The sequence below is a fragment of the Levilactobacillus andaensis genome, from assembly GCF_016861695.1.
In the GTDB taxonomy this organism is placed as follows: Bacteria; Bacillota; Bacilli; order Lactobacillales; family Lactobacillaceae; genus Levilactobacillus; species Levilactobacillus andaensis.
The window spans coordinates 162,467-180,051 of record NZ_BOLP01000004.1 but is presented as its reverse complement, the minus strand read 5'-3'; the positions used below and the strand labels follow the sequence as shown (position 1 = coordinate 180,051).

Genomic DNA, 17,585 nt, shown 5'->3' with positions numbered 1-17,585 from the left:
ATGAAGAAGAGTTTTGCGGTCCTCGGCCTTGGTCGTTTCGGCCAGAGTGTGGTTCAAACGTTGGCGTCTGCGCATCAGGACGTCTTGGCGGTCGACGTCAAAGAGGAGCCGGTCAATGCCATGATGGATATTGCGACGCAGACGCTGATTGCGGACACCCGTGATGAAGACGTCTTGCGCGGCCTGAACATTGATACCTTTGATTACGTCATCGTCGGCATCGGCAACAACATGGAGGCCAGCATCCTGACCACCATGCTGGCCAAGGAACTCGGCGCCAAAAAAGTGATTGCTAAGGCCGAAACCAGCGATCACGGCCGGGTGCTTAAACGGGTAGGGGCCGATCAAGTGACCTTCCCCGAACGTGATATGGGACACGGTATCGTGCGGAAATTGCTGTCGAATCACATTCTGAACTTCATCGATCTCAGTGACGAATACACGCTGGCCGAAGTGGTCATTACCGACCCAAACTTCGTGAACCAGGACCTTGTCGCCTTGAACCTGCGGCAACGGTTCGACCTGACCGTCATCGCTATTCAGCATGACGGCAAGATCAACATTTCGCCGCAACCGTCCGCTATCGTGCAGCTCCATGACGTGTTGACGGTGGTTGGGCCGATTAAGAGCGTGGAAGCCTTGGATGAATCTTTAAAGAAGTAATTGAATTGGGGCGCTTGCTGAGGGGTGAGCGCCTTTTGTTGTCCAGTCATTTGATGAGTGAGGGGGTCGGTGCGGTTGTGGTTGTATGTGGCCTCTGGGACTGTTATAGTTGGTCCATTCCCAAATAAAAAAAGGCTGGTGAGAGCTTATGATGAATGCAGAAACAAATAATGCACAGGATCTGGACAGTCTGTTAAAAGAGGTTAGACCACAGAACCCCATAATTCTTACTGATAGCAAGCAAAACAAGTATGCGGTCATTGGACTGGCAGAATATAATGACTATATTGAACTTAAAAAGAAAGAAATATTGGAGAATATCAAACGAGATATGGTTCATGCGACTGAGAGTGGGTATATCTCCAATGAAGATGTCAAAAAGAAATTTGGGCTTAAATGAAATATAATCTGCAAATTTCAATGGATATGGTTCGAGATTTGGAGAACCTGAATGATTATTTAACGCAGTATTTTTCGGCTGAAGTTGCGAAGAAGAGTCTTCAAGTAATTGTTGATGCTTATCAACTACTAGCTGAGTTTCCTAATCGAGGCTTCGTGATTCAGGGATTGACGTCCCTAATGTTGATGTATTATCGGCTAATCTTGCCACGAAATGTTATTTTCTATACTGTCAACAGTAGCGAAAGGATTGTAAGCCTGCAACGTCTTTTCTCACATAAACAAGATACGATGAAGATATTCAAGGAATGGTTAAATGTTCAGGATAGGCTAGATGGTTTTAGAAGTTAACACGATTCAACTAAAGGAAAAAGGTTGGGGATACATTGTAATAGCATAGGTTCGCAAGGGTAGGGACACAATGTATTCCGTGGTCCCTTTTCTTGTACAGTCATTTGACGACTAATGGGGTCCATACGGTTACCATTGCCTCCGGCTGGGTGAGTCGGTATAGTTGGACTAAATGACTACCATACGGGGGACAATCCAATGAACGACGATCTGTTCAAAATTACCAATTGGTTACGCGTCAAGAGTCATCAGCAAATGGTCACCCAGGAGGCCGATGAATTGAATCGTGCGCGGGCTGCTCAGCTACTCTACTACGTGCAGGGCACCTGTTTGGCCGTCTATGGGGTGAGCGCCTTTACGGACAAGATGATTGCCGGTAAACGGGGCGTGAAGCTCGCGCGGTTGACCAAACAGTATCCGGGGGTTCGCGGCATCGTCGGCTATTTGACCGAACGGACCTTGACCGATTACGACGCATTAGCGACCTGTGAGCCGTTCACGTCCGTTTTGGAAGGCGTTTGGCAGAACCTGGGAGACTTGTCGGCCATGCAACTGATGTGGCGGGTGCGGCGAGATGATCCGTGGCAACAGACGCCTCGCGGGGAAGCCTTAGATTTAGACGTGGTCACCACGTATTTTCGCGAAAACGTGGTGAATTGAAAATAGCTGGACATGTGGGGATGACAGAAAAATTTGCCACTAAACAAGAGGATTGTGTCGCTCAACAAGATATTTCGGATCAAATCAACTTACAATCGGCAAGAATGGATACAAAGTTTGCTCAGCTTAGTCAGCAAGCTACAGAGAATGAAGTAAAAATAGAAAAACTGGAAATTCCATTATCGCGTGGTTGCTTGGCATGTCACTTGCGTTAGTCGCAATCCTAATGAGCTGATTTCATTAATTTCTTTCTGAAACGATAATTAAATTCGTAAGACTTTAAATTTCCTCGTAGCCAAGTCCTTAGTCACCCAGTCAACGCTGCTCTGCGTTATCCTAGAGGTAAGCACAGACCAACTGGGGGATGAGGACCAATGACGCGTGATACCACGACCGACTACCTGATTCAGATGATTATTGCCCGTTTGCGCAATGCCGGGATCCATGTCAACGTGACCCGCCATAAGACGACGAGCCTGTACCTCCACTTGGACAACGACATTTTGAAAGAGATTCGAATCAGCGACCACCATATTGGAAAGAAGTCGCAGCATCGAGTGGGGTATGATATCCGCACGGACCGCGAACGGCGGCTGTGTTTTCACTCGGAGAATCGTTGTTTTCAGTATGGCCAACAGAATGCACTGAGCGTTACGGAGAAGGTTATTTACGATCGCGACAAAAAGGTTGCCGCATTGGGTGCACGGGGATACCAGCAATTGGTCCGCACGGCCAAAGTACACCGCCAACTTCCAAGTAAAGAGGCGGCGTTTGAAAATAAACTCAGTCAGTTTTTTGACCGCGCAACGTCGAAACAGCCTGCGCGTAGTCGGCGGCGGGAGTGGCCTTTGTCCTAAGTCTAGTCATAAATGAGGTGAGTCATATGCATCAACAGACACATAAGGCGTCTTCAATCGACGTCGAACGACTGGCGGAAATTGCGGCGGTATTAGGCGTTATGATCCCGCTGATTCTGAGTTATTTGAGCAAATAATGTCAATCACTTAGTCGCCATCATCAAAAGCATCGTGACTTATTTTCTAAACAACTAATAAAAAGTGCTACCCACCAAACCGACGAACTTCGGTCTAGTGAGTAGCACTTTCTTCTATAATACAGTCTTTAGTTATTAATAACCTGAACGACCAGTCAGTTAAAGAACTACAGTAAGTGAATGTTCCCAGCTTCACACTTGTCGATCATTTCTTGTGGCCACAGAGCAGCCTGAACTTCGCCGACGTGCGCCTTGCCTAGCAATAACATGCAGAGTCGGGATTGACCAATCCCGCCACCAATCGTGAATGGCACCTCTTCGTTCATGACCATCTTGTGGTAGGGCAAGCTCAACCGGTCTTCGGCGTGGGCAATCTTCAATTGTTTCAGCATAGAGTCGGCATCGACCCGAATTCCCATGCTGGAGATTTCCATCGACTGGTTCAATGGTTCATACCAGAACAGGATGTCCCCGTTCATTTCCCAGTCGTCGTAGTCAGGGGCCCGGCCATCGTGACGTTTGCCACTCTTCAGCGCGCCACCGATCTTCATCAGGAAGACACAGCCGAGTTTCTTAGTAATGGCGTTTTCCCGTTCCTTCGGCGTCATCGTTGGGTACATGTCTTCGAGTTCTTGCGTGGTTACAAAGTGGATTTCATCTGGCAAATGGTGAACGGCTTGGGGAAACTTGTACCAAACTTCGTGTTCCATGTGTTTGATGACTTTGAAAATGGTGCGAACAGTGCTCTTTAACGTGTCGATGGTCCGTTCGTCCTTACCGATGATCTTTTCCCAGTCCCACTGGTCAACGTAGGCGGAGTGGTAGTTGTCGAGATCTTCGTCCTTCCGAATGGCGTTCATGTTGGTGTAGAGGCCTTCGTGCATGTCGAAACCGTAACGCTTCAACGCCACGCGCTTCCATTTTGCCAGGGAGTGGACGATTTCAATCGTTTCATCGCCCATGTCGGCCATGGTAAATGAAACGGGCTTTTCCACACCGTTCAAGTTGTCGTTGAGGCCGGTCGACTTTTCGACAAACATAGGGGCAGACAGCCGGGAGAGGTTCAGTTGCTTCCCGAATTCTTCTTGGAAGGTTTCCCGAATGTAGCGAATAGCGGCTTGCGTTTCTTTAACGGATAATTTTGGATCGTAGTCCTTTGGAATAATTAAATGCATGGTCATAATCTCCTTTGGGTTGTGTTTTAGATAAAATAAAAAGAGTCTCTCATCCCGAAAATCAAGGGACGAGAAACTCTCGCGGTACCACCCAAGTTGTCTATCTGCAGTATAGACCAGCTCAAAAATAGAGTACTAACATACTCCACCGATGGTAACGTACCGGTTAACGGCCACGCCTACTCTGACAATGTCATTTCAGGTAGCAACTAAGAAAGTGTTTTTCGGCTAAGGCGAACACTGATTGGGTTTGCACTAACTCCCAACTCACTGGCAGGTCGGCTTAACGTACTCCTCTTTCCTCCGTTTTTTATCTTATGGGCTTAATCCTAGCACGTTTTGGCCAGATGTAAATAACAAAATTAAAAATCAGCAAGAATTCTCACCGAAAATGACCGCCAGAATCCACGTCAGAATTAGGCGCAACGGGATTTTGAATTTTTTTTAAAATGTGACGGTCTTGTCCGCCCAGACGACCAAATCGACACAGTCGGTCATGGTGCCAGCGGGGCAGGCGGCGGAACTCGTCAACTGACGGTTCTTGAGGCAGGTGCCACAGGCAAGCACGGTGCCACCAGCGGACTCAAAGTGGGTCAGTTCGCTATTCACATCGTAGCGAGCGTTGCCCAAGGTGGTAATCTCGACGCCCCCGCCCATCAAAAATAAGTGGACGGTGTGACCAGCGCCCAACCCAGCAACACCAAAGCGCAGCGCGTTCCATACCGTTTCTGGATCCTTGCTTTCCAAAATAACACCTAACTTCATCGGTATCAGCTTCTTTCGGCTTTTCACCAATCGTATCATATGTGCTCGGGTGGGGATACTGAAATGATTTTGGTTAAGTCCCGGGATGGCTTATCCAATGGGGATGAAACCTGTTTGCTGTGATGCGGGACCTCGTAATCTGGGCCAACGGTTGAGTAGGTGGACTGAATTATTTTAATCTGAGTCATCTTTTGAACCCCAACAATCCCCGCAGTATGCGTTTTCAAGCCACTTGGCCCTTGACAATTCGCCCAAAAATAATTAAACTATGATAATTAGTCTAATCGAATTCTAATCATCACTCAAAAAGGAGGAATTGGCTTGGGACGACCACATCAACTATTCATTAAAAAACAAGTACAAACGGACTTGTATAAGAAAACGGGGTTGGAGAAAACCTTAACGGCGTTCAGTCTGACGACCATGGGTATTGGCGCCATTGTCGGTTCCGGGATCTTCATCACGCCCGGTTTGATTGCCGCAAACTATACCGGTCCCAGTGTCATGCTCTCTTATTTGATTGCCGTGGTCGTCTGTGCCATGGCTGCGCTGTGTTATTCCGAGTTTTCCTCGACGATTCCGCTAGCCGGGAGTGCCTATACCTATGTGTACGCCGTCTTCGGTGAGTTCGCCGCTTGGATTCTTGGCTGGGCGCTCATTTCCGAATACCTCTTCGCCGTGTCGTCGGTGGCCGTCAGCTGGTCATCTTACTTCCAGAACCTGTTGAATGGGTTTGGGCTAAAATTGCCATCATTTCTCCAGGCTGCGGCCGGGACCGCGGGCGTCAAGGGGGGCGGCATCGACATCGTGGCCCTTGCCATTACCATGATTGTTGCCTGGCTCCTGTCCAAGGGAATTCGTGAGTCTGCGCGCATCAATAACATCATGGTTATCGTTAAGATTTTAGTGATTCTGCTGTTCATCGGGATCGCCGTGTTCTACGTGAAGCCGGCCAACTATAATCCATTCCTGCCATTTGGGACGCAAGGCATCTTCAAGGGGGCCGCGGTCGCCTTTTACGCCTACATCGGGTTCGACGCCGTGTCCACCGCTAGTGAGGAAGTCAAGAATCCCAAGCGCAACATGCCCATCGGCATCATCAGCTCCTTGTTGGTGGCCGCCGTGCTCTACATTAGCCTGTCGGCGGTGCTGGTCGGCGTGGTCCACTATACGAAATTAAACGTGGCCGATCCGGTCGCCTTGGCACTGACACTGATCCACCAGAACTGGGCGTCCGGCGTGATCTCACTGGGAGCCATTGTGGGGATGACCACCGTGCTCATCGTCATGTCCTATGGGGGGACACGATTGTTGTTTGCCATCAGTCGTGACGGCCTGTTGCCCAAGCCACTGATGAAATTGAATCCCAAAACACACGTGCCGGTCGCCAACACCTGGATCTTTGGCATCATCGCCAGCATCTTTGCGGCTGTGATTCCCATTGATAAGATTGCGGAACTAGTCAACATTGGCACGTTGTCGGCATTTGCCATGGTTTCACTCGGCATCGTCTTCCTGCGACACGACGAACGGTTTAAGAAATTAGATACCTCATTCAAGGTGCCGTGGTATCCGTTTCTGCCGATTGCATCGTTCTTGGCCTGCCTATACCTGATGACACAATTGCAGCCATTCACGTGGGAAGCGTTCGGCGTGTGGGTCGTGTTGGGGCTTATCGTCTATGCCTCCTATGGTTATCGTCACAGCCGGGTGCGCGAACTTACGGACTAAACTTTGTTTCCTGCGCCTGCGGCTGACCGACGCCACGCTGTGGGGACCGGTCTCAGCCGAAGGGCGGGCTTCGACCTCGCTGTGAAGCCTCACTAAAACCGTGAGTCTCCACAGTCGTCCCAGGCTGTAAGCCGACTGAGAATCGTCGACTAACACCCTCGACACAGCGCTCTGTCGGTCATCCTCCGGCTCCGGACCGCAGCATTAGTCCGTGAACTCGCTTAGCTGTGACGTTAGGCGTTCTGACCAGCCGCGAAGCCAGTTAGTCGCAGAATATAATTAATCTAATGTGTAGCGCTTACATTCGTGGTAAAATAGTTCTAGTATTTTCAGTATTTGCCAGTCGGATAGGGATAACGGACAGTCTTTAAGGTCAGAAGCACGTGACCTGATCCGCAAATCAAATAGAGCGTCATACTCGAAGCGTTACTGCAGAGACGGTAACGCTTTGTTTTTAAGCCTGTAGTGTGGGGTGTTGACTACGAAATGGGTAAAGTGATTGAAGCTTGATTTAGCACTTAACGATGCCGATGAACGGCGTCACATACTGGTCAGTACTGACAATCGACCGCAGCTATTTTTACCAGCATTTCCCGCGCCACAAATATTTCTATATTTTCCTTAAGCTTCACCGGGGATTAGGAAGTGTTAAGTCTCAGCCCCTATAATGGTCAAGTCGATAATGACCAAAATAATTAAAAGTATCAACCGCCCGGTAGTCTTGCGGACGGACTGAAAGGGTGGTTACAAACCATGGATATGGAACGGCGGCAACGGCCGCATAAAAAGCGTCATCCCATTCGTAACATCATCATCGTCTTGCTCCTTGCTTTAATTGCGGGGGGCACGGCTTACGGGATGAACAAATACCAGAATATTAAGAGTACCGTTAAAACAACGTACAAAGCTTCAGGGGCGACCAAGCTGCGCAATGCCAGTGCCGTTCTGAAAGCTAAGAAGCCAGTTTCTATTCTTCTCCTAGGAACGGATACCGGGGCTTTAGGGCGAAACTTTAAGGGCCGGACTGACAGTATGATGGTCGTGACCATCAACCCGAAGACCAATAAGACCACAATCACTAGCATTCCACGGGATACGGCGGTCAACGTGCCAGGCTTTGCAGACTACGGTGTAGCGAAGATCAATGCCGCCTATGCCTGGGGTCAGTCCAAGACGGCGATCACCACCGTACAGAAAATGCTGAACATCCCCATCGATTTCTATGCCATTATCAACATGGGTGGGATGGAAAAGATCATTGATGAGGTCGGTGGTGTGACGGTGAAACCAACGCTGAGCTTTAGTTATGGCGGGTACACGTTCAAGAAGGGCGTGAAGACCCACATGAACGGCAAAAAGGCCTTGGCCTACTCCAGAATGCGTGACGACGATCCGAAGGGCGACTATGGCCGGCAAACGCGGCAACGGAAGGTCATTATGGCGCTGTTGAACAAGTCGGGGTCGGTCTCCTCACTGCTAAATGAAGACTTCATCAGCTCACTGACTAAGCAGACGCAAACCGATCTGACGTTTGACGACTTAACGGCACTGGCAACGAACTACCGTAAGGCCACGCAGACCAAGAACATCAGCACGACCCATATCCAGGGCAGTAGCGCGACCATCAACAGTCAGAGCATGGAAGTGGCCTCGAAATCCGAGCTTCAGCGGGTGACAAATTACATCCGCAAGGCCTTGGGACTGAGTCAAGCCACGACCGGGAAGATTGCTCAGATGGACACGGATAGCGATAGTAGTAGCACGCGGACCAACGATTCAGGAACTACTAGCGATAACAATAACAGCCAGCATAACGGCTAATAAAAAATGGGTTTAAAGAGTCTGCCTCCACACGAAAATTGTGTTGGGGCAGATTTTTTGTGTCCCTTAAAAAGTAAGGTCATCAGCGGTTAATACCATACACATATGATAAAAAGTGTAACAAAAACGTCTTAATTATAGTAACTCAACCATAGTATAATGATGGAGCAAAATTCGGGAACCACTGTTAAAAGGCATAAAGATTATAGCAAATATAAAATATGTAATTACGGTTAACTAACATATACACCATTTACAGGGTGTCTGTGATTTACTTTAGCAAGTAGCACTTTATACTCGGTCTTAGGCTACAGATTGGTAGGCGTTATTTGGGGGAGACAGCTGGAGGCGTTTTTTGTGCGCGTCTGGCTTGGTAGTTGGGGGGATTAAGTTAAGTTGACTGCGTATGATTACCTAGTTGTCGGGGCCGGCCTCTTCGGAGCAGTCTTTGCGCGTGAAGCAGCGTTACATCACAAGCGGGTCAAAGTCATTGAAAAGAGAGACCACGTCGCCGGAAACATCTATACCAAAGAAATCGATGGCATTCAGGTCCACCAGTATGGGGCCCACATTTTTCACACGTCTGATCAGGAAATCTGGGATTACGTGGGGCAATTTGCGACCTTTAACCGGTATACGAATAGTCCAATCGCTAATTATAAGGGGCAGCTGTACAACCTGCCGTTTAACATGAACACGTTTAGTGAGTTGTGGGGCGTGCGGACACCGGCCGAGGCGCAGCAGAAGATCGATCGCCAGCGTGCCGGGTTGAAACTAACGGGGACACCGCGAAATTTAGAGGAACAGGCGCTCTCACTGGTGGGAACGGATATTTACGAAAAGCTGATCAAAGGGTACACGGAGAAACAATGGGGGCAGCGGGCCCGGGACCTGCCGGCATTCATCATTCGGCGGCTGCCGGTGCGCTACACGTTTGATAACAATTATTTTAATGACACCTATCAGGGAATTCCAATCGGGGGCTATACGCAGATCGTGGAAAAGATGTTGGCCAGTGAGTTGATCGATGTCGAGACTGGCGTGGATTTCTTTGACCATCGGGCGCAGTACCTGCGCGATTATCCCAAGATTATTTTCACCGGCATGATCGACCAATACTTTAATTACCAGTTGGGCGAGTTGGCGTACCGGTCCTTGCAGTTTAAAACGGAAGAATTGGCGATCGATAACTACCAAGGGAACGCCGTGGTGAATTACACGGATGCCGAAACACCGTTCACTAGAATCATTGAGCACAAACATTTTGAGTTTGGCAAGGGGGCAGCGGGGAAGACGATTATCACGCGCGAGTACCCGAAAATTTGGCACCGCGGGGATGAACCGTACTATCCAATCAACAACGTTAAAAATAATGAACTTTATAAGGCGTATGCCGCATTAGCTAAGAATGAAAAACAGGTCATCTTTGGTGGTCGGCTGGGACAATATCGCTATTTTGATATGCACCAGGTCATTCATTCGGCGCTGGTGGCGGCAAAGAAGGAATTAGAGTGATGAATGTTTGGGGAAGGGGGATCTCCAAAGTGACAGCTGATACAGATGGCGCCCAGAAAAAGCGAGTCTACCATATCTGCAAGCGCATATTTGATTTGCTGATGAGCGTGGTTGCCCTACTAATTTTGTGGCCAATTTTTGTCGTTATTGCCATTGCCATCAAGGTCGATGATCCGCAGGGGGGTGTGTTCTATTCGCAGACCAGAATTGGCAAGGACGGCCGGCAATTTAAAATGTTTAAGTTCCGGTCAATGGTCATGGATGCGGACAAAAAGTTAGCAACGCTGTTGAAGTACAACGAGATCGATGGCGCAATGTTCAAGATGAAAGAGGATCCACGGATCACGCGGGTGGGAAAGTTTATCCGCAAACATAGTCTGGATGAACTCCCGCAGCTCGTGAACGTCCTTTTAGGGGACATGTCGCTGGTCGGGCCACGGCCACCGCTGCCCAGAGAGGTCAAGGAGTATGGCCTGACCGATGTGCAACGCCTGTCGGTCGTACCGGGATGTACCGGGTTGTGGCAAATCAGCGGCAGAAACAACGTTGGTTTCGAAACAATGGTGGCTCTGGACCTGAAGTATATTCAAGAAGCCAATATCTGGGTCGATTTTGTGATTCTACTCAAGACGTTTCGCATCATTATCAGTCCCAATGACGCCTATTAGGTAACGTGGTGTTGTCTTTCGCCTTACCGGCAGCCGGAGCGCGACTAACTTTTACAATACGGATTCTTGCTGCAAGTAACTTAGTAATTTGAACAATGCAACAGCAGATAGTGGTTATCCTTGCCGGGAAATACTATGTTAATGGAGACCTGAGGCGATTTACTGGCTGAGACATGAGGTCGATTGGAGTTTAATGGTATGAATGTTGTTCGTAATTATATGTATAACGCGGGCTATCAATTACTGACACTGATAGTACCCTTTATCACGGTTCCCTACATTGCGCGGGTGCTTGGGCCGGAGGGTGTCGGCATCAATTCGTATACCAACTCCATCATTACCTATTTTTTGCTACTGGGAACGTTAGGAATAACGGTTTATGGGAACCGAGAAATTGCGTACCATCGCGATGATTTCGAACAACGAACGAAGACGTTTTGGGAGATTGAGCTGTTACAGGTGATGACGGTCGTTGTCGCGTACGGACTGTTCTTAGTCTTCGTTTTATTTCAGACCCAGTACAAAAGCTACTTCTTGCTCCAGTCGCTGTGGATCGTTGCGGGTGTCTTCGATATCTCCTGGCTGTTTATGGGGATGGAGGACTTCAAAAAGACCGTCTTACGAAATTCATTGGTTAAGGTCGCGTCGTTGATTGCAATCTTCACGCTGGTTAAGACTAAGGCCGATGTTGGCACCTACATTATGATTCTGGGGTTAGCCCAAGTCCTAGGGAATCTGACCCTTTGGCCCTACCTGCACAACGTTGTGGGCAAGCCCAAGATTGATCTTTCGGGGATTATGAGCCACCTCAAACCGACCATCGTGTTATTCATTCCGCAAATTGCGACGCAAGTCTACCTGCAGTTGAACCGCACCATGCTGGGACAGTTCGACTCCGTGACGGCGGCGGGCTATTACGACTTTGCGGATAAACTGGTCAAGATGGTCTTGGCGGTGATTACCGCCACCGGGACGGTAATGTTGCCGCACATGTCGCATCTGGCGGCGCAGGGCAGTCTGCGGCGACTGAACCGACTGTTGTATAAATCGTTCAGTTTTTCCACGCTGCTGGCGCTGCCGCTAATGTTTGGTCTGGCAGCAATCGCCCACTCGCTCGTGCCCCTGTACTACGGGCCAAAGTTTAGCGTGGTCAGCCAGCTGATCATGATTGAAGCGCCAGTCGCCCTCCTGATTGGGTGGAGTAACGTCATCGGCTTGCAGTACTTGATGCCGTTGAAACGGGTGAAGGATTACACGGCGTCGGTGACCTACGGAGCGTTGGCCAATATCGTCATCAACGTGCCGCTGATCCTGACGTTAGGCGTGAGTGGGGCGACGATGGCGACCGTGATTTCGGAAGTCGTCGTGACGGCCTACCAGCTGTTCGTGATTCGTGACATGGTTAGTTACCGCAATCTATTTGCGGATGGGTGGAAATTTCTAGTAGCTGCCGTTGCGATGTTCATTCCGGTGTTTGGGTTGAACCTGACCATGAGCATCTCGGCGGTTAGTCTCGCGTTGCAAGTGGTATTGGGAATGGGAATCTACTTTGGAATTTTGGCAATATTGAAGCCGGATATTCTTCGGGATGGCCTTTACTTTTTGAAAAGCCGCCGGAAGTGATGGATTGATTCCCTGATGAGAAGTGGAGGTCAGCTGGATGAATTCTAAACGACGAAGCGTTGTACGCAATGGTCTGATTGTGACCGTCCTCCTGCTAGTCATCGGCCTAATAAGTTACTTTAAGTCGAGCGGGACCATCGTGGTTAATTTTGTCGATGAAAATGGCACGCCGATGACGGCCCCGCTGAAGACGGTGGGACGGCCGAATACCGTTTATAAATGCACGGCGACGCACATTCCGGGGTACACGCTCACCCGCACCCACTATAAGTTTCGGTATGCGTACGGGACCACGCAGCAACAGGTGGTCTATCATCCCCAAGTGGTGGCGTCAATGGACAACTTGGTGAAGGCCAAGTACATCGGCGTCTCCGCTCAGGACGTGACGACCAACACTTTCAATGGCGTTCAGTCGATTCCTTATGACCAGAGCGACAACCGGCTGCGGGTCCTATACGCCGACAATCTGAGCGACTGGCATACCTTTAGTACCAACTACCCGGACGTCGACATTCAGGATCCGACCTTGTATCAGCTGGGCCAGTTCTGGTTCATCGCGTATACCGGCGGGGTCTTACGTTCAACGGATCTGACCAACTGGGACCTGATCAAGACGAACACGTCCCCGAAGTTTCAAGACATTATCGCGCCATCCCTAGTGCACGTCGATACGAAGACCAGCATGGTGTTCATGGCACCGGCACCGAAGGGTCACACACTAGAAAGCTTCGTGGCGCCATTTAACGATACGACCGGTCAGCCAAGATTAGCTAAGGCCAAGCGGATTCGCGGCGTTGGCAAGGCGAGCACCTCCGCCAGCTTGTACAAGGGTCAGGATTATTACTACCTGACGTATGGGGGGCAAGCGTCGGGCATCGTGTACATTAAAAGATCGAAGACGATTACCGGTAAATATCAGCTGGTCCGCAAGATCGTTCCACCAAAAGGAAGTTGCTATTACGCGCCGACCTTTGCGCTGAACGAGGCCGGCAAGGTTAGGGGTATCGTCTATAGCTCGTATTATTACGACGAATCGAGTGACCTGGCTTACAATGGCGCGTTTATGCAGTCGACGATTCTAAAGGCAACTGCGCCGATTCCGTTTAATGGTAATTTTGCTTTTCAAAAATTTGGCGTCATCAAACTTGGTGCGGATTAGGAGGAAGACGGTTGGAAACTTTAGTCACTTTTTTTAAAAGTATTCGCAAGGACTGGCCCCTCTTCCTGTTCCCCATCATCGTGTGCTTTGCGTTTGCCAGTATCTTCATTGGGAACGAACAGTCGGTGTTCGTGAGTCGGATCAGCGTTCAAAATCGGGGCGATCAGCAATGGGACTCGCTATCGATTCCGGTGTATCAAACGATGCTAAGGAATCCAACGGTGATTCGTTCGGCTCAGACTGCCTTGAAGAGGGACTACAACATTGAGGTCAGTCAGGCGCAACTGGTCAGTAGCATCGAGACCAAGCCCGTGGTTCACGGCAACGCGCTGGCAATTACGGCGACTTCGCGCGATTCGCAGTTAGCAATGGCCATGGGCAAACAGGTTACCGCGAGCATGTATTACACGCTGACGTCCTACTTACCGACCAAAAACGTGCGGATCGATCCGCAAACCAGTTTCAAGCAGCAGGGGGTCAATCCTGGCTTCGCACTGTTGATCTCACTTCTATTGGGATTGGAAATTGGCCAAGTGCTCCGACTGCTGATCAGGAGGCGAGGAAAGGGGGAGTTGGATGTCTAGTCATTTGAAACATCCGCAACGCATGCAACGGCTGTCACTGGGCATCTATTACCTGGGGACCTTGCTGTACATCGTGTATACCTTCCTGCAAACCACGCTCTTCTCCGCCGTGCTTCCTAACGCCGCTTTTAGTCTGGCAAAGTACCTCTGTTTGGCGATATTCGTCGCCCGAATTTTGACCAATAAATACGATGACCGCCAGTTACTAGTAGTCTTTGGGGGCCTACTGCTGGCAGTATTGATCTATCAAAACTCGGGGGATACGTCGATCGTGGTCCTGATGTTATTTCTGCTAAGTAGCCTGAATTGTCGGTCTAGCGGCGTGGTCAAACTTTACTTCTGGACCGCATTGGGCTTGATTGCCATGACGATTGGGAGTGCTCTGGTCGGTATCATCGACAACTATCACTATCAGGTGGCCGGTAGCGTGCGTTACGCCTTCGGTTTCCTGTACAGCACCGACTTTGCGGCGCATATCTTCTATCTATGTCTGGCGTACGTGTATATTCGCGGTCGGCGCCTAAGGAAGCTGGAGTTCATCATTCCGGTGGTGCTGTCGGTGCTCGTGTACGTGCTGACAAAGGCCAAGCTAGACACGGCGCTGCTGATTCTGATCATATTGGCCGCGATGGACTACCGGCGACTATCGGCCTCGCAGATGAAAAAGTTTGACCGGTGGCTCTACCTGTTTCCGGTGCTCATGGCGACGCTATCCATCGGCGGGTCATGGCTGTTTACGCCAACGAGTCCCATCTTTGTTAAGATCGATGACTTCTTCACGCACCGTTTGGCGATGGGCCACTTGGCACTTTACGAATATCCCATGCGGTGGTTTGGCCAGTACGTTTTTCAACAGGGAAGTGGGGGACTGACCTTTCCAACGGGGCTGACGACAAAGGGCGCCAACTTGTCGTACTTCTTCATCGATTCGTCGTACGTCAAGGTATTGTTGAGTTTTGGCATCATTTCTCTGGGGCTCTACCTGTTTGGTCTGAGTCGCGCCATCCGCATCAGCGTGAACCGGCAAGCGTATCTATTACCACTCGTTTTAGTCATCATTTGCATCTCAAGTATCATCGATCATCATCTGTTGGATATCGCCTACAATCCGTTTGTCATCTGTGTCCTAGCTAATAATGCTGTGGGGGGCGTTGGAAGTGAAGAACGTATATATCATTGGTTCAAAAGGGATTCCCGCTAATTATGGTGGGTTTGAAACGTTTGTTGAGAATTTGACGGGTCAGAAAAAGTCGCCGGCATTGCAGTACTATGTGGCGTGTCTAAGCGACGAGGACAGTACGTTTTCGTACAATGGGGCAACGTGTTTCAACGTGCCTGTACCCAACGTTGGTCCGGGGAAAGCCATCGTCTATGACTTGAAGGCCTTGAAATGGGTGATTAACCACGTCAAGGAGAACAACGTGCAGTCAGCCGTGGTCTATATTCTGGCGTGTCGTATTGGGCCGTTTCTGGCGCCGTATTTAAGGAAGCTCCATCAGCTGGGGGTTGCGTGCTATCTTAACCCGGACGGTCACGAGTGGCTGCGGGCGAAGTGGAGCAAGCCCGTGCGCCACTACTGGAAGCTATCCGAGAAAATGATGGTCCGCCAGGTCGATCTGGTCATCTGTGACAGCATCAATATTGAAAAATACATTCACCAGAACTATGAGAGCGACCGCCTACAGACCTGTTTCGTGCCGTACGGGGCGACCGTGGCGCGTGAACCAGGGCCCATCTCGGCGGACCAGCAAACGTGGTTTGACAATCGACGGGTCGCGCGGAACGAATATTACCTAATTGTGGGGCGATTTGTCCCGGAGAACAACTACGAAACGATGATCAAAGAGTTCATGCAGAGCAAGACTCAGCGACAACTGGTCATCGTCACCAACGTCGAACACAATAAATTTTACGAAGACCTGGAAGCAGACACGCACTTTAGTCAGGACAGTCGCATTCAATTCGTCGGCACGGTCTATGATCAAAAGCTGCTAAAGGTCATTCGCGAGAACGCGTTCGCCTATCTTCATGGTCACGAGGTCGGCGGCACGAATCCGTCGTTGCTGGAGGCCTTGGCATCGACGCCGTTAAACCTGTTGTTAAACGTGGGCTTTAACCACGAGGTCGGCAAGGACGCCGCCAAGTATTGGACCAAGGACGCCGGTTCCCTGTCACAGCTGATCAATGAGGTCGACACGTGGGATGATGACCAGCGCCGGGAATACGGGACGCGCGCCAGGACACGGATTACTCAAGCCTACAACTGGGATGACATCGTCAGCGAGTATGAGGCCATTTTTCTGGGGGAGAACGCATGAAGACAATCCTATTTCTCCACGCCGGCGCGGAACTCTATGGGGCTGACCGCATCCTCCTGAACCTGGTCACCCAGCTGAATCCACATGACTTCCATCCAATCGTGGTCTTGCCAACTGAGGGGCCTTTAGTCGCTGAATTGCGGCGACATCACGTTGAGGTGCACGTCATCGACTATCCCATTTTGCGGCGAAAGTACTTCAATCCACGGGGGATGCTGCGGTATGCGGGGCAGTATCGGTGGAGTTGTCGCCAGATAGCCGCGTTGCTTAAACACCAGGACGTGGCGATTATCCATGCCAACACACTGGCCGTTTGGGAGGGCATCTATCTCAAGCGATTACTGCGAGCAAAACTAGTCTGGCACGTCCACGAGATCATTACGAGTCCGCGTATTGTGTTCTTGGCGACGTCACTGATGGTCGGTCGCTTTGCCAATCAAATCGTGGCGGTCTCGAAGGAAGTCCGGGACCACCTGGTGAGCTCTAAGCTCGTTAATCCGCGAAAAATCCGGGTCGTTTACAACGGTGTCGACACCAATAAATTTAAGCCAATGCCGGTTTCCACAAGCTTACAAGCGGAGTTCCAAGTGACTAGCGATGATATCGTTATCGGCATGGTCGGTCGTATCAATGCTTGGAAGGGGCAAATCACCTTACTGCAGGCGATGGTGCCGTTGCTCAAGGAAAATCCGCGACTCAAGCTGATTTTTATCGGTGGTGTCTTTGCCGGTGAAGAACAACGCCAGCGGGACTTGGAGGCGGCAATTGCCCATACTCGGGTCGCCAGTCAGGTTCGGTTAAAGGATTTCAGAAACGACCTGCCCAGCGTGTATCAGTTGTTCGATGTCTTTGTCCTACCCAGCACGAACCCGGACCCGTTGCCGACGGTCGTCTTGGAGGCCATGGCATCGGGCAAGCCAATCGTCGGTTTTCGGCACGGTGGGGTGATCGAAATGGTTCAGGACGGCCTGAACGGGTTTCTCGCCACGCCCGTAGATGGGGATGACCTAACGCGCTGCATTCAGGAGCTCGTTGCCAACGACGGTCTGCGTGCTAAAATGGGCGCCGCCTCACGCACACGGGCCGTGCAGTGCTATTCGCCACAGAAGTTTATTCGGGCGTTCACAGATATTTACAATCAACAGTAGATGGAGTTGGA

At 50.2% G+C, this 17,585-nt stretch carries 18 protein-coding genes; 16 read left to right on the top strand and 2 right to left on the bottom strand.

The window, feature by feature from the left end:
- The 6 genes from JUF10_RS03335 to JUF10_RS03310 all read left to right on the top strand — a co-directional run bounded on the left by JUF10_RS03335 (position 1) and on the right by JUF10_RS03310 (position 2,930).
- Positions 1 to 663 (top strand): potassium channel family protein, encoded by a 663-nt coding sequence (locus JUF10_RS03335; protein WP_203640827.1) that lies wholly within the window; start codon positions 1 to 3, stop codon positions 661 to 663.
- A gap of 148 nt (positions 664 to 811) precedes the next feature.
- Positions 812 to 1,063, top strand: a complete 252-nt coding sequence (locus tag JUF10_RS03330) for a hypothetical protein (protein ID WP_203640826.1) — start codon at positions 812 to 814, stop codon at positions 1,061 to 1,063.
- Positions 1,060 to 1,413 (top strand): type II toxin-antitoxin system RelE/ParE family toxin, encoded by a 354-nt coding sequence (locus JUF10_RS14245; protein ID WP_203640825.1) that lies wholly within the window; start codon positions 1,060 to 1,062, stop codon positions 1,411 to 1,413. Before JUF10_RS03330 ends, JUF10_RS14245 begins: the two co-directional genes overlap by 4 nt.
- 198 nt (positions 1,414 to 1,611) lie before the next feature.
- Positions 1,612 to 2,073 carry a Panacea domain-containing protein gene (locus JUF10_RS03320; protein WP_203640824.1) on the top strand — a complete coding sequence of 154 codons (462 nt, stop codon included), beginning with the start codon at positions 1,612 to 1,614 and terminating at the stop codon, positions 2,071 to 2,073.
- 20 nt (positions 2,074 to 2,093) lie between these two features.
- The gene (locus tag JUF10_RS03315) at positions 2,094 to 2,288 is read left to right on the top strand and encodes a hypothetical protein (RefSeq protein ID WP_203640823.1); all 195 of its coding nucleotides are present in this window, start codon (positions 2,094 to 2,096) and stop codon (positions 2,286 to 2,288) included.
- Between the two features lie 159 nt (positions 2,289 to 2,447).
- Positions 2,448 to 2,930, top strand: a complete 483-nt coding sequence (locus JUF10_RS03310) for a hypothetical protein (RefSeq protein WP_203640822.1) — start codon at positions 2,448 to 2,450, stop codon at positions 2,928 to 2,930.
- A gap of 304 nt (positions 2,931 to 3,234) precedes the next feature.
- Here the strand turns inward: JUF10_RS03310 and asnA are convergent, their stop codons facing one another.
- Positions 3,235 to 4,242 (bottom strand): aspartate--ammonia ligase, encoded by a 1,008-nt coding sequence (gene asnA / locus JUF10_RS03305; protein WP_203640821.1) that lies wholly within the window; start codon positions 4,240 to 4,242, stop codon positions 3,235 to 3,237.
- A 444-nt stretch (positions 4,243 to 4,686) separates the two neighbouring features.
- Positions 4,687 to 5,007 carry a DsrE family protein gene (locus tag JUF10_RS03300; protein ID WP_203640820.1) on the bottom strand — a complete coding sequence of 107 codons (321 nt, stop codon included), beginning with the start codon at positions 5,005 to 5,007 and terminating at the stop codon, positions 4,687 to 4,689.
- A gap of 321 nt (positions 5,008 to 5,328) precedes the next feature.
- Here JUF10_RS03300 and JUF10_RS03295 point away from each other — a divergent pair, with 321 nt between their 5' ends.
- From JUF10_RS03295 to JUF10_RS03250, 10 genes are all read left to right on the top strand, one after another.
- Complete coding sequence (locus tag JUF10_RS03295) at positions 5,329 to 6,738, top strand: APC family permease (RefSeq protein WP_203640819.1); 1,410 nt, start codon at positions 5,329 to 5,331, stop codon at positions 6,736 to 6,738.
- Between the two features lie 753 nt (positions 6,739 to 7,491).
- Positions 7,492 to 8,559 (top strand): LCP family protein, encoded by a 1,068-nt coding sequence (locus JUF10_RS03290; RefSeq protein WP_236008148.1) that lies wholly within the window; start codon positions 7,492 to 7,494, stop codon positions 8,557 to 8,559.
- A 396-nt stretch (positions 8,560 to 8,955) separates the two neighbouring features.
- Complete coding sequence (glf, locus tag JUF10_RS03285; protein ID WP_203640818.1) at positions 8,956 to 10,074, top strand: UDP-galactopyranose mutase; 1,119 nt, start codon at positions 8,956 to 8,958, stop codon at positions 10,072 to 10,074.
- Positions 10,074 to 10,742 carry a sugar transferase gene (locus JUF10_RS03280; RefSeq protein WP_203641085.1) on the top strand — a complete coding sequence of 223 codons (669 nt, stop codon included), beginning with the start codon at positions 10,074 to 10,076 and terminating at the stop codon, positions 10,740 to 10,742. The genes glf and JUF10_RS03280 overlap by 1 nt, the downstream gene beginning before the upstream one ends.
- A gap of 198 nt (positions 10,743 to 10,940) precedes the next feature.
- Positions 10,941 to 12,365 (top strand): flippase, encoded by a 1,425-nt coding sequence (locus tag JUF10_RS03275; RefSeq protein ID WP_203640817.1) that lies wholly within the window; start codon positions 10,941 to 10,943, stop codon positions 12,363 to 12,365.
- Positions 12,366 to 12,402: 37 nt separating this feature from the next.
- Positions 12,403 to 13,524, top strand: coding sequence for a MucBP domain-containing protein (locus JUF10_RS03270; RefSeq protein WP_203640816.1), 1,122 nt, complete (start codon positions 12,403 to 12,405; stop codon positions 13,522 to 13,524).
- An 11-nt stretch (positions 13,525 to 13,535) separates the two neighbouring features.
- Positions 13,536 to 14,108: a YveK family protein gene (locus JUF10_RS03265; RefSeq protein ID WP_203640815.1), complete on the top strand. Its 573-nt coding sequence runs from the start codon at positions 13,536 to 13,538 to the stop codon at positions 14,106 to 14,108.
- Complete coding sequence (locus JUF10_RS03260) at positions 14,101 to 15,309, top strand: hypothetical protein (RefSeq protein ID WP_203640814.1); 1,209 nt, start codon at positions 14,101 to 14,103, stop codon at positions 15,307 to 15,309. The genes JUF10_RS03265 and JUF10_RS03260 overlap by 8 nt, the downstream gene beginning before the upstream one ends.
- The gene (gene cps2T / locus JUF10_RS03255) at positions 15,260 to 16,426 is read left to right on the top strand and encodes a beta 1-4 rhamnosyltransferase Cps2T (protein ID WP_236008146.1); all 1,167 of its coding nucleotides are present in this window, start codon (positions 15,260 to 15,262) and stop codon (positions 16,424 to 16,426) included. Before JUF10_RS03260 ends, cps2T begins: the two co-directional genes overlap by 50 nt.
- The gene (locus JUF10_RS03250; protein WP_203640812.1) at positions 16,423 to 17,574 is read left to right on the top strand and encodes a glycosyltransferase family 4 protein; all 1,152 of its coding nucleotides are present in this window, start codon (positions 16,423 to 16,425) and stop codon (positions 17,572 to 17,574) included. Before cps2T ends, JUF10_RS03250 begins: the two co-directional genes overlap by 4 nt.
- Positions 17,575 to 17,585: the final 11 nt, after the last annotated feature.